We start from the raw sequence: 13,120 nt of genomic DNA on the forward strand, positions 1-13,120 counted from the left end.
TAGGCGGGCGCGCACCGCTATTCGACGAGTTCGGACTCGTCGGTGATGACGCGGGTTTCCTTGATCGCGGCTACGGACATATTCCATTTCTGCAATATTTCGGCGTATTCACCGGAATCGATGAGGTTCTGGAAACTTGATCGCATCATCTCCGCAGTTTCGGCGTCGCCCTTCCTGACCGCGATACCGATGGGAGTGGGGAAGTACGTCCCGGGTGTGACAACCAACTGTCCGTTGCTCTGAGTCTCGAGATAGGCCGCGGCGGTGGAGTCATCGAGACGGCCGTCTACCCGGCCGGTCAGAACCGCTTGGATCGTATCTTTCTGCTCGGGAAAGATCGCTTTTTCGATTGCCGGCTTGCTCGCCGCCGCGCAGTCGGCGTTAAGTCGGTCGACCACCAAGTCTGACATCGAGCCCGACTGAAACGCAACCGTCGCGCCGCAGAGACTACTCTGGTCCGGGAAGCGGGGCGCGTTCGCCGCGGTCGTGACGAACACTGTAGAAGCGCTGAGATAAGTTACGAAATCGACCTGCTGCAGACGTTCCGGAGTTATCGAAAACGTTGTCCACGCTACCTGCGAGCGTCCCGACACCAACGCCGGAATCATGTTGGCGAACGGCATCGAGGTGATATCGAGTTCCACGCCCAACGCATCCGTGACCGCATTGGCCAAATCCACATCGACGCCTGCCGGTTTGCCGGCCTCGTCGACGAAACCGAAGGGCGCATACGCCAACAACGCCGATATCGAAAGTTTGCCGGCATTCTCGACTTCCGCCGTCGGTTTAACCTCTTGGGAATTGGCCGCCCCGCATCCGGCGGCTGAAAGTATCATTAGAGCGAGTGTAGATGGCAGTTTCATAGATAATCCTCCCTATCTCTACACTTTCCGAAAACGGACTCCATTAATCAAATTAGAAAATATCACTAACACTATGAACGAAATTCATTCATCTACGGCGAGGAAACCCCTACCCTTCACTTCTTTTGCTTCTGCGTGCGCCACTCTTTGAACACGTTCTCGATCATTTCTCGTAACCAGGAAGTAGCGGGATCCAGAGTCAGTTGGCTATGCATGATCAAGGTTACAGAGATGTCAGGAAGCGGTATCGGCGGGCGAAGGAAAATAACTTCGTCTTGCCCCCCTAGGATCATGGCGACACTTTCGCCGCAGTGTGTCAGCAACTCCGTCCCTCGGAGCATCTGCGGGATCAATTGATAGCTAGGGACAGTGGCCACCACCCTTCGGGTTTGCCCGATTTCTCTCAAAGCTGCTTCGGCCGCACCTGCGGACACGCCGTCTGCCGAAATCTGCACATGGCGCGCAGCCAGGTAGGCATCGAGATCCAACCCTTTTTGAGCTAGACGGCTTCCTCGCCAGACGACGCAACGCAATGCGTCCTTTCCCAAGACTATGCGGTGGAGGTTCGGATCGTCCCATTCCAACTTTGAGATCACGGCACAATCGAGGTCGCCTGATGAAATGAGAGGCCTCACCTCCGAGCTGGAGGTTGGTATAATGTTTAACGTTGCGTAAGGCGCCTCCAGCGAGAACCGCCGCAACAGGCCTGGAACGAATATCAGCGCGTCATAGTCCGAAAGACCAATCCTGAAGTTTCGGTGTGTCTGACCGGGGTCGAACGTCTTGAAACGCTTTATTGTGGCCTGGATGCCTATCAACGAGTTGGATACGTCTTCGGCCAGCTCTTGTGCCCTCGGCGTCGGCTTCATCCTCGGGCCGTCTCGAGTGAACAACTCGTCCTCGAATAGCAAGCGCAGCTTGTTGAGTGAATGGCTGACTGCCGACTGCGTCCTGCCAAGTGCGATCGCCGCCCCGGTCACGCTGCGCTCCTTCATGAGGATGTCAAACACACGCAGCAGGTTCAGGTCCGTTTGATCAAGCGCCATAGATGCGGTCTCCACCAGTTTAATGGAGGCAGCCCCCGCTGCCCCGACGCCCATTTACCGAGGTAGCGTCACCAGCTCAACGCACCGAATCTGTCTGCATTCCTACTGTCGGAAGAGCGCAATGCTTTGCGTAGTATGTCGAAATCGTAACCCGCTCCTGTGTGAAAAGACCTCGTATTCCGATCCTTCACGTTACGCAGCGAAGTATATCGGCGGTCGTCGGCCCTGGCGACAGGCGTCGTCACAAGAAGACACAAATCTACGCCACTTAGCGGTATTGTGGACGGCATCAAGCCGTGGCCGATGTCAGCGATGGAGTCACTTCCGGGGGCGTATGGCGTCATGGGCGATGACCTGATCATTGCTGTGCTGGTTGGCGCATCCCTGGTTCCGATCGCATCTGGAAAGCGCGGCGCAATTGAACAGATACGTCGCACCGCAGTGGCGCGGTACCACGCGACGCCTTGGAACAGTGCCTATGGTCTTGGAAGGAGAAAGGTAGCGTCGTTGCCGACCTCCTTTTTGGCGAAACGAGTTTCTCGAGCGGGTGTACTCCGGCTGGAGTACTGCTCTTCCCCTGCGGGCGGATGCGGTCGCTATTGGCCGCCAACAGCTTGATGGGAGACGCAAACCTCGGAGTAGATCTGACATGAAACCAACGGACAGACCGCAAGCGAGCCCCGCAATCGGACGGCTTTCGAAGGTTTGCGCTCTGAATTTCCGGTTGAGGCGAGGACTCAAGCGCCACACCCTGCTCGATAGGCGCAGCGCCGGCCCAGGACCGTTTTGGTTTGGCTGAAATGCCCATTGTTGCATTCCAAGACCTGTACGGCGGCAAACTGCACGCGGCGACAGACCATCAACACCCACGCGACCTGCTCAAACGCGAACGGATCAGGCGGCGGACCTACCGAACCCGCGATGAAGCCAGGCAGGACGTGTTCGATTACATCGAGATGTTCTATAACCCGACACGCAAGCACGCCCGCAATGGAATGCTATCGCCCGTCGAGTTCGAGAAACGGCACCAAATCTAACCCCGAAGGTGTCTACAGAACGCGGGGATATTCAAAGAGGTCGATTTCGCTGTCGTGGGCTGGGGTCGCCCTACACATCCGCAGCCCGCGATGTAGGGATGCCAACCCCACGCTGACAGTCATGGTTTGCTTGGACATGTTCGTAGCGGAACTCAAGAGCTCCAGCCCATTCTCTGCAGCTCAAAAACCTGCTGGGCTAATGGATTTCAGAAATGTACTTTCCAATAATTCCCGCTCGCACATCGCTGCGACCACTGCGTGTTTCGCGACTGCGTTAGCTAATCGTTCCAAACTGCGACATAGAGGTCTCTAATTTCGTCAGCTGTAGGAACGCGAGGATTGTTGCCTGGAGAACCAGAGGCAAGGGCTTGATCGGCCATAAAAGGGATCAGCGCACTCCACTGCATTTGATCAATACCGTAGGCCTTCGGCGTTGGCACTTGCAAGTCACTGTTTAGCAGCCTGAGAGCATCCACAAGCGCTTTGGCTGCGCCTGCATCGTCGAAGTGAAGATCGACGATCCCCATGGCCCTAGCGCAGTCCGCATAACGTTCTTCGCATCCAGAGATTGACCATTCAGTCACAATCGGAAGCAACATGGCGTTGGATAGCCCATGAGCCACATGAAAATTCGCGCCGATAGGTCTGCTCATGCCGTGAACCAACGCCACGGAGGCGTTCGAGAAGGCAATACCCGCCTGCATCGAACCAACCATCATTGCTTCTCGAGCGCTTCGATCGCCTGGAGACGTCCACACCTTTCGCAAATTCGGCCAAATCAAACGCATCGCCGAAAGAGCCATCGCGTCCGAAAATGGGTTGTTCCGTCGGGAAACGTATGCTTCGAGAGCATGGGTGAGCGCGTCGATTCCCGTGTCTGCAGTCAGCCGAGGCGGTGCGCTAATCGAAAGTTCAAAATCAACAATTGCAAGCGTTGGAAGATACGCAAGACCCACGCACAACATCTTCTCGTCATTTGCGTTGTCAGTGATGATCGTGAACTTCGTCGCCTCAGATCCGGTCCCTGCAGTAGTAGGAATCGCGACAATAGGAAGCCCGCGATTGTTTTCCTGATGCGGCGCCTTGAGGGAACGAATATCTCCCCCACGCTTGGCCATCACGGCAACCGCCTTGGCCGTATCGATCGAGCTGCCTCCTCCAAAACCGATGACGCTGTCATGATCTCCCGCAAGGACAAAATCGACCGCGGCGTTAACAATATCAACGGTGGGGTCTGCTTGGACGCCATCAAAAATCCGGCTGTGGATACCTCCGTCAGTCAAAATGGAAACTAGGCCCTGAACACTACCACTTGCGTTCATAAAGGCGTCCGTAATGATCGCAGGGCGTTGGAGGCCGAACAATTTCATAGCTTCCGCGGTCTCGCGAAGAGCGCCCCCGCCAACTCGCAATGCCACAGGTAGGTAAACGTTGGTCATCTCGTCGCCACCGATACAGGTTCACTTGAGCATGCATAGCATTTGACGAATGCGCACAGAAACGAGTAAAATAGCTCAGTTTCTGTGCAGAAATTCACACTAATGCCCCTACCACTGAATTGGGACGACCTCCGCTTTTTTCTCGCGGTGGCAAGGTCCAAAACTCTCTCGCTAGCTGGTAGGCGACTGGGTACTGATCATGCGACCGTGGGCCGCCGCATCACCGCGCTTGAACAATCTCTTGGGATTCGCCTATTTGAGCGAAATCCGAGGGGATACAACTTAACTGCTCAGGGCGAAGCGATACTGTCGTTGACGACAGAAGTAGAAGCGCACGTGCTTGAAATACAGGAGAAAACTGCGGACCACCATCAGGGACTAAATGGCTCTATTCGTATTTCTACGCCAGAAGGATTCGGAAATTACTTCCTAGCCGAAAGAGTAGGGAAATTCACTCAAGATAACCCTCTGATTTCTGTCGAGCTAGTTACCATACAGCAGATCTTAGCCCTGTCTCGCAGAGAAGCTGACATCGCAATTACGATGACCGAGCCGCCGCGTGATCTTTCCATGCAAGAACATTTAGTCGACTACAGTCTTGGTCTTTACGCCTCGACAGATTACCTATCAATCGCGGCGCCGATTTTCTCTCGAACAGATCTCATCGATCACCCTTTTGTTGGTTATGTGAATGATTTGATATTTAGCCGACCTCTAGATTATCTTAGAGAGATTCATCCGGGGTTAAGATCGAGACTTCAAAATAGTAGTATCGAAGCCCAGAAACTGGCCATAGAGTCTAGCTTCGGCATAGGTGTGTTACCTCTGTATATCGGCAGAACCTCCAGCAAGCTCGTTCGCCTGCTTCCGGACGAGGTAAGCCTTAGACGCACATACTGGATAGTCACCGTACCGGAGGTAGCCGATACTGCCGTGGTCAGATCGTTCCTCCGCTTCATACGCGCGATAGTGCAGGATAGTCGTGACTTCTTTGCCAGCTGATAAGCCATCGCTGCAGTAGAATGGGGAGTGAAATTGTGCTCGACCCGCATGGATTGTGCGCCTTTCGTGTGACCCGCCTGACGAGCACGGCGTTGTCAACAAAGGCGCATATCGGAGGCTTTTGACACGACTGATTGATGCCGGAGTGGACAGTACGGGTTTGTTGGGCAGCACGGGTGGCTACCTGAACCCGCTATGTCTATGCGACCGCGGCCGCGCATGGAAAGCGTGTTCAAGCTTTTGGCGGCGCGAAAAACCACATGATAATCATGCCCGATGCCGACATGGAGAAGGCCGCCGATGCATTGATGGGAGCAGGTTACGGTGCCGCTGGCGAACGCTGCATGGCTGTTTCGGTTGCAGTGCCGGTGGGCAACGAAACCGCCGATCGCATTGTCGCCGCACTACTGCCGCGCATCCAAAAGCTCAAGGTTGGCCCAAGTACTGACGCCGATTCGGAAATGGGTCCGCTGGTCACCGCCGCTGCGAAGGCGCGCGTTATCGGCCTCATCAATAAGGGCGTAGAGCAAGGCGCAAAGCTCATCGTCGATGGCCGCGACTTTGCGCTCCAAGGCTATGAGCAAGGTTTTTTCGTCGGCCCTACCCTGTTCGACCACGTCACCACCGAGATGGATATCTATAGAGAGGAAATCTTCGGGCCGGTCCTCAGTGTAGTCCGGGCTACAATCTATGAGGAGGTTCTTGCACTGCCCTCAGACAACCCCTACGGCAATGGCGTAGCCATCTTCACCCGTGACGGCGATACTGCCCGCGACTTCACCGCTCGTGTCAATGTTGGGATGGTCGGTGTCAACGTACCGGTGCCAGTGCCGGTCGCCTACCATAGCTTTGGCGGTTGGAAGGCCAGTTCATTCGGCGACCTCAACCAGTATGGCACCGACTCTATGCAGTTTTGGACCAAAGTGAAGACCGTCACAAGTCGCTGGCCCAGCGGCATCAAAGAGGGGGCCGAGTTTCAGTTCCCGACGATGCTTTAGGTTAGTTGGCGCCCACTTGCCAGATTGGCGTGCCGAATTATACACGCACGCTAGCCTCTCACCCATATCGCGCTTGAACCCAAGTCAGGCTCACCACACCGGTGGGACGCAACTGGTCGAAAAAACGACTCTATACTGGCCGCAGCAGCGCTTAACCTCCCCCGCTAGCTTATTAGTTCACGCCATATCGTGTTGGCAATCCGATCCAGGGAGGACATCATGCAGAATGACGACGCGCTAGCGGAAGAAGTCCAGCGGTTCGGTCCGGATCCGCTCAGCTTATTGTCCCGCCGCATAAACACTGTCGATGACAAAATTGTCTTCGCATGCCAGCGGTCAGCCAGACCACGCAACTCTGTGCGCATGCTCATCATTTCGAAAACGGTACCCTCTTCAATACTGAGGCGTCTCTATCACGCCGGGTACACCGAGTTCGGGGAAAACAAGGTGCAGGAGGCACTCGAGAAGCGAGAGGAGCTGGCAGATCTTCGCGTTACCTGGCAGATGGTTGGCCACCTGCAAAAAAATAAAGCCAAGTACATTGCAAGATTTGCATCAGAATTTCATGCCCTCGACGATCTTTCATTGGCGGCTGAGCTGCAACGTCGACTGGACATCGAGGATCGATTTCTTGATATTTTCGTTCAGGTCAATACTTCGGGCGAAGCAAGCAAGTATGGACTGCCCCCAGATCGAGTACCAGAATTCGTTAGGTCCCTACCGGAGTTCCCTCGATTACGGCCGCGTGGACTGATGACACTAGCGTTGCATGATACTGACATGAGCAAAGTCAGACCATGCTTTAGGCTTCTGCGCGAACTGCGGGACGCCACTGCGGTGATTGATCCTCGCGTAGTGGAATTGTCCATGGGAATGAGCGGTGACTTCGATGTTGCCATAGAAGAAGGCGCCACGACCATCAGGATTGGCCAGGCGATATTTGGACAGCGTCCTACACCTGACGGGTTCTATTGGCCCAGAGAACCAAACCGATAATCGCCGGGGCCAGCATCAGGTTTGCCACAGAGTGGCCGGATGCAGATGGTCTAGCACTCTTTTATGGCTGTGAACGCTCCCGGATTCTCGGATGTGTGGATGCTCTGCGGGAAGATCCCGATGGTGATGGGTGACAGGAGCTGCTTTCCGGCTCCATAGATGGAACGCCAGACCAACCGACAGCGTCGTCAATCCAGCCATAACTAGGGCGGTGGGTCCTAAGCCAAGGGTTGCTCCTCCCCAACCCGCAAGAGGATAGGTGACAAGCCAGCAGGCGTGAGAAAGAGTGAATTGCGCGGCAAACAAATAGGCACGGTCTTCTTCTGCAGCGGCATTCTTGAGAAGTCGACCGGACGGCGTCATGGTTATCGATCGGAGGAATCCCAAGCAGAACCATAGCACTAGAAGCACACTGTAAGATCCGATCAGGCTGCATGCGAACGTGATCCCGGAAATTACGGCTATGCCAGTGAGCATCACGGATCTATCGGACAAGTATTGTAGCAAGCGCGGTAGCATCAACGCGGCAAGCATAGAGCCGCCGCCGGAGAATGCGAGTGCGACCGCCGTTGCGGATTGGTCCATGCCAAATAAACTTTGGACATAAACGACGGTGTTCACAATCACGACTGCACCGCTGGCAGCAACACCAAAATTAATGGCAAGCAACGCACGCAGCTCAGGAACTTGGAAGTAGATTTTTAGTCCGCGTGTAGTTCGATGATAAACGCTGCCGGTTGGCCTAAAATTAAGTGCCGGGAGGGTAACAGATAGCACAAGCGCGGCAGATGCCACAAAGCCTACTACAGTTCCGACAAATAGCGAGTGAAAGGAAACAAAGGTCAGGAGAATGCCTGCCACTACAGGGCTCACCACGCTTTCTATGTCGTAAGCAAGTCGCGATAATGACAAGGCTATCGTGTACTCTCGCTCAGAAGGAAGCACACTTGGGATGGTTGCCTGGAAGGTTGGTGTGAACGCAGCCGAAGCAGCCTGCAGCAGAAAAATCAAAATGTATATCTGCCAGATTTCGGAGACGAAGGGTAACGAAAGCGCTATGGCAGCACGCACGAGATCGAGTGAAACCAGCAATGTGCGGGTGGGAACCAGACCGGTGAAAGCTGAGGCGATTGGAGCGACACCCACATAGGCGATCATTTTTATGGCTAGCGCAGTTCCCAGGACTGTGCCCGCTTGGGGTCCTGCAAGCTCGAAAGCCAAGAGCCCAAGCGCGACAGTCAGCGTACCCGTGCCCACCAAAGCAACGGCCTGAGCCAAAAACAGCCGACGGTAAGTTACGTTTGAAAACACTGAGAACAAGTCAGCCCCCGCAGATGGCATCAACTATTATTACCGCACGTTTGCCGAGATGGATGCGTCTCTAATTACCGAAAGCCTTGACGCCAAACAGTGCTCTTGCAGCATAGACGGCGACCAGGGTAATAACGATTTGCACTACGGACAGCGCGGAGACCATCGCGAAATCGCCGTGATAGAAGTAAGTCAGGAGCGACGACCCCAATACCTCGTTACCCGGGGTATAGAGGTAGATGGCCGTCGAATATTCCTTAATGCTCACGACGAAGACTAGGACAAAACTGGACAGCATAGCCGGCCGCATCAACGGCAGCACAATAGTCCGCAGAGTTTGCCACCAGCTTGCCCCGATCACGCGGGCGCTGCTGTCAAGCTCTCGTCCGAGTTGATGCAAACTTGGAGATAACGCGCCCAGTGCCAACGGAATGAAGCGCATGATGTAGGCGACCATCAAGACCCATATCGTCGCCCGTATCCAGCCAAGGGGTGGAAGAAGGATGATGGCGTAGAAAAAGCCCATGCCGGCGACGACCCCAGGGATAGCGCGCGGAAGCATTGCCACATATTCCAATTCCCAGCGAAATCGAAATTCCGAGCGGTGAATTATCACAGCGAGCACGGCCACAAAGAAGGTGCCAATCAGGCCAGCGCCAGTAGCAACGAGGATGGTGTTGACAATCGTTCTGACATGTTGGGCCTCGGTAAAGGCGGCGATCAAGTGACGCGGAGTGAAATAGTTCCAAAACGGCACGAGCGGTGAGAGGATGGAGACGCTCGACCGAATGAACAACGCACCAATAGGTATAACGATAAATACGACGGCGTAGGCGGCAACGACTGCAAAAGCTGGCCAGCGCAGCGGCCCCAGGTCAAGCAGTCGTGGGCGACTAGCTTTACCACCTACCGTTACAAAGCGTCGTGTATTAGACAGTAGCCTGCGTTGAAGAGTTAGCAGCAGGAAAACAACGACGATCAGAAAGATGGCTGCCGTGGAGACGATGCCGTAGTTGGGTTTGATCGCCGCAAACCCTTGAGTGTAGATGAGAGTCGAAAACAGCTCGATGTTCGTGGATTCGCCGAGAACAAATGGAATGGCGAGCATCTCGAGCGCGTTGGTGAAATTCAGAATAGCGCTATAGAGGATAGCCGGCTGCAGCATCGGCAAGGCGATAGTCCAGAGAGTCCTTATTGGCCCCGCGCCGCAGGTCCGGGCGGCGTCTTCAAGAGACGCCTCAGACAGCGCCGTTGAACCCGCACAGAAGAGGAAAGTCAGCGGTGCACCCACCACACCAGCGGCAAGGATAATGCCACCAATCGTGTACAGATCCCATGGTTGAGTACCGGTAATGCTCTGGAGTTGCTGGGTGATATAACCTGCAGGGCCGTAAACAATGACCCAGCCAAACGCGATGACCAGGTGTGAGATAAACATCGGCCATAGCAGGATACCGGACAGCATTCGCTTGAAAGGAAGGTTGGTCCGGCCAAAAAGGATCGCTGCAACACCACCTACAAAGGTGCTCACCAATGTTGCACCCAAGGATACGAAGAGGGTGTTTTGGAGCGCCCTCAAGAACATTGGGTTGGAGAACACCTGGACATAATTATCTAGCGTGAACGACTTATTAGGCTCATAAAGTGCACCGTCAAGCAACGATTGGTAGACAATGGGCACCAACGGCCCCATTACAATCACCACCGTCAACAACATCAGCCCATACTGAATCATTGATGAGCGGTCGAAGGACCACCTGTTTTTTTTGGCGTTCCAAACGGCGTCTGAACTAATTTCTTGTTGCGACACGATTTTTCCTCGAATGCCGATTTGACAGCGTCGGCGCCCAATAGCCGACGAATAGCGCGACGCTAGGCTTGCATCTCAAACAAGGTGCAAGCACTCGGTGGGATTACAATCCGGACAACATCCCCCTCCGGCGCACTGTCACATTCAACCCGCAACTGAGTGTCTCCGAGCCGAACCACCACGAGGAGCCTGGCGCCCAAGAACGAAGCCGACTCCACTTTCACAGTAAAAACGTTCTCACTCGGCACATCCCCGTGCTCGTGGATGAACAGTATCCTTTCAGGACGTACTGCAATTGATAGCCTACCTTTGGCTCCCTCTGGCGGTGGACGATCCGCAATGAGAATACCGTCGTCTGCAAGACGAAGCTTGGAGTGCTTAGAGTCGTAGCTTTCCAGTGCTCCCGGGAATATATTCGCACTGCCGATGAAGTCAGCCACGAATTCGGTGGCCGGATTGTCGTAAACAACTCTAGGTGGGGCAAGCTGAACGATTTTGCCTTTACTCATTACCGCAATGCGGTCACTGAGAGCGAGCGCCTCAATCTGATCGTGGGTTACGTAGACGGTCGTTACATTGACCCTGCTCTGGATGTTTCGAAGCCAGATGCGCGCACGTTCGCGGAGCTTGGCGTCGAGGTTAGACAGCGGTTCGTCCAACAGTAGCAAACGGGGGCGATACACGAGTGTCCGAGCGAGGGCGACGCGCTGTTGCTGACCTCCGGAAAGGGCAAAAGGGTATCGATCCGCGTAGGGCGCCATTTCGACAAGGTCGAGAACCTCGTCGATGCGGGAATCCCGCTCCTTTGCCGGCACCTTTCTTAGCTTAAGAGGATATTCGAGATTCTTGCGCACCGTCATGTGTGGCCAGAGCGCGTACGACTGAAAAACCAGCCCTATATCTCGCTTTTCAGGCGGCATGAACCGGGACTCTGCGCCGTCGAAGAACACCTGATTGCCCAGGCGGATGCGGCCGATATCGGCTCGATCCAAACCAGCGATTGCACCTAAAGTGGTCGACTTTCCGCAGCCGGATGGTCCGAGCAACGTGACGAACTCTCCATCCGCCACGGTCAGCGACACGTCGTCGATCGCTTTGAGCAAATTGAACGCCTTGGTGAGATTCTCGATAACTAGGTCAGGCACAGCTTATTCCCTCAACATCTAAGCCAACTTGTTCTTGGGGCTCATTCGTTCGAATGACATGGGGTGAAGACTAGCTCGCCATATCCACTGTCCGGCGTTCGTCTGGCCTCCCTAGAGTACACTCACACCCCTGACTACACAGGGCCAGAATTAGCGCGATTGTTGCGCCTTTACGAATTCTGGACAGGTGCGACTTCACAAAAGTCGGTTCGCCTCACGCCAGCGATCTCAGGAGATACCAGCTTTTTGCATTGCATCCTGCAAGTCACCGATCAGGTCGGCCGGCTCCTCTAGGCCGATATTGAAGCGCACCAACCGCCCGCCGTAGTCTTTGCCTGGCCGGACGAGGCGGGGATAAAGAATGACAAGGCTGTGCACCCCACCCCAACTGAAGCCGATCGAAAACAGCTTGAGGGTGTCGACGAAGTTCTCGACAGCACGCGGATCGACAGCGTCTCTAAACTTCACTGAGAAAACGCTAGATGAGCCACTGAAATCCCGAAGCCAGTATTCATGGCCCGGGCAATCTGGGAAGGCTGGATGAAGGACAGTTTCTACCGCGGGGTGCTCCCGCAGCCAACTAGCGACAGTAAGCGTCGAGGCCTGCAGGCGGTCCATTCTGACGGCAAGGGTCTGTAGGCCTCGAAGTGCTAGCGCGCACTCGTCCGGCGACACCGCCATACCCACCAGACGATGCACAGTTCCGATCCGCTCCCATACCGCGTCGTTTGCGACTGAGATTGTGGCGAGCATCAGGTCACTGTGGCCACCGACATATTTGGTGAGTGCCTGCATGCTGAGATCAACGCCATGTGAAAATGCATCGAACAGCACACCAGCAGCATAGGTGTTGTCCAACGCAACCAATACGCCACGGTCGTGGGCAGCCTCAGAAATCCCGCGAACATCCTGGATCTCCATAGTGACGGACCCCGGACTTTCACACCAGATCAACTTCGTATTGTCTCTAATCAGCGAGGCGATGCCGGCGCCGATCAGCGGATCGTAGGGCTCGACCTCGATACCCAAACGACCCAGCAGATTTTCAGCCAACTCCTTGTTCGGGCCATAAGCGCTGTATGGCACGAGCGCATGGTCGCCTGCCGAACAAAATGCCAAGTAAATCAGAGAAATTGCTGCCTGCCCGCCGGGGAGGACGATAGTACGATAGGCGCCTTCCAACTCACCTATGCGAGCTGCCAACTCGCGAGAGGTCGGAGTTCCATAGAGCCCATAAGTATAGCCCTCTTGGGCATGCCGCCAGTTGCTCGACACGTCTGACTGCTTTGAAAATACAACAGTCGACGCCCGCTGAATCGGTGTCACAAGCGACTTAAACCCTTCAGGTGGCCGTACGTCGCTTTGAATGAGTTTGGTCTTCCAGTGCATATTGATCCCTGCATATGTCTGGACTGAAATACTCAACACCTTCGGCGTTCTGTCTAGGACCAGAAACGTCAGAAAATGCCATCC

General features: G+C 54.8%; 10 protein-coding genes and 2 pseudogenes. 5 read left to right on the plus strand and 7 right to left on the minus strand.

From position 1 onward, the window contains the following. Positions 1–17: 17 nt before the first annotated feature. Together QQL79_RS20200 and QQL79_RS20205 are read right to left on the minus strand one after the other, a co-directional pair. Entirely contained in the window at positions 18–863 is an 846-nt protein-coding gene (locus QQL79_RS20200; RefSeq protein ID WP_284393896.1) for an ABC transporter substrate-binding protein, read from the minus strand. Positions 864–979: 116 nt separating this feature from the next. Then, positions 980–1,909, minus strand: coding sequence for a LysR family transcriptional regulator (locus QQL79_RS20205; protein ID WP_284393897.1), 930 nt, complete (start codon positions 1,907–1,909; stop codon positions 980–982). A gap of 279 nt (positions 1,910–2,188) precedes the next feature. Between QQL79_RS20205 and QQL79_RS22585 the strand changes: the two genes are divergently transcribed. Together QQL79_RS22585 and QQL79_RS20210 are read left to right on the plus strand one after the other, a co-directional pair. Next, the gene (locus tag QQL79_RS22585) at positions 2,189–2,527 is read left to right on the plus strand and encodes a hypothetical protein (protein WP_370461272.1); all 339 of its coding nucleotides are present in this window, start codon (positions 2,189–2,191) and stop codon (positions 2,525–2,527) included. A gap of 257 nt (positions 2,528–2,784) precedes the next feature. Beyond that, positions 2,785–2,946, plus strand: a pseudogene (locus tag QQL79_RS20210) (IS3 family transposase); the annotation flags it as partial. A 278-nt stretch (positions 2,947–3,224) separates the two neighbouring features. On the opposite strand, the gene QQL79_RS20215 reads toward QQL79_RS20210, so the two are convergent. Next, entirely contained in the window at positions 3,225–4,385 is a 1,161-nt protein-coding gene (locus QQL79_RS20215; RefSeq protein ID WP_284393898.1) for an iron-containing alcohol dehydrogenase, read from the minus strand. Positions 4,386–4,487: 102 nt separating this feature from the next. Here QQL79_RS20215 and QQL79_RS20220 point away from each other — a divergent pair, with 102 nt between their 5' ends. From QQL79_RS20220 to QQL79_RS20230, 3 genes and pseudogenes are all read left to right on the plus strand, one after another. Then, entirely contained in the window at positions 4,488–5,387 is a 900-nt protein-coding gene (locus tag QQL79_RS20220) for a LysR family transcriptional regulator (protein ID WP_284393899.1), read from the plus strand. A gap of 191 nt (positions 5,388–5,578) precedes the next feature. Further along, a pseudogene (locus tag QQL79_RS20225) lies at positions 5,579–6,385 on the plus strand (aldehyde dehydrogenase family protein); the annotation flags it as partial. A gap of 219 nt (positions 6,386–6,604) precedes the next feature. Then, a complete protein-coding gene (locus QQL79_RS20230; RefSeq protein WP_284393900.1) occupies positions 6,605–7,381 on the plus strand; it encodes a YggS family pyridoxal phosphate-dependent enzyme in 777 nt (258 codons plus the stop codon). Between the two features lie 15 nt (positions 7,382–7,396). Here QQL79_RS20230 and QQL79_RS20235 read toward each other — a convergent pair whose 3' ends face one another. From QQL79_RS20235 to QQL79_RS20250, 4 genes are all read right to left on the minus strand, one after another. Continuing rightward, the gene (locus QQL79_RS20235) at positions 7,397–8,701 is read right to left on the minus strand and encodes an MFS transporter (protein WP_284393901.1); all 1,305 of its coding nucleotides are present in this window, start codon (positions 8,699–8,701) and stop codon (positions 7,397–7,399) included. Positions 8,702–8,762: 61 nt separating this feature from the next. Continuing rightward, the gene (locus QQL79_RS20240) at positions 8,763–10,502 is read right to left on the minus strand and encodes an ABC transporter permease (protein WP_284393902.1); all 1,740 of its coding nucleotides are present in this window, start codon (positions 10,500–10,502) and stop codon (positions 8,763–8,765) included. 62 nt (positions 10,503–10,564) lie between these two features. After that, positions 10,565–11,647 carry an ABC transporter ATP-binding protein gene (locus QQL79_RS20245; protein ID WP_284393903.1) on the minus strand — a complete coding sequence of 361 codons (1,083 nt, stop codon included), beginning with the start codon at positions 11,645–11,647 and terminating at the stop codon, positions 10,565–10,567. Positions 11,648–11,875: 228 nt separating this feature from the next. After that, entirely contained in the window at positions 11,876–13,036 is a 1,161-nt protein-coding gene (locus QQL79_RS20250; protein ID WP_284393905.1) for a cystathionine beta-lyase, read from the minus strand. Positions 13,037–13,120 lie beyond the last annotated feature (84 nt).

Origin of the sequence: Devosia yakushimensis (assembly GCF_030159855.1) — a bacterium.
GTDB classification, from domain to species: domain Bacteria; phylum Pseudomonadota; class Alphaproteobacteria; order Rhizobiales; family Devosiaceae; genus Devosia; species Devosia yakushimensis.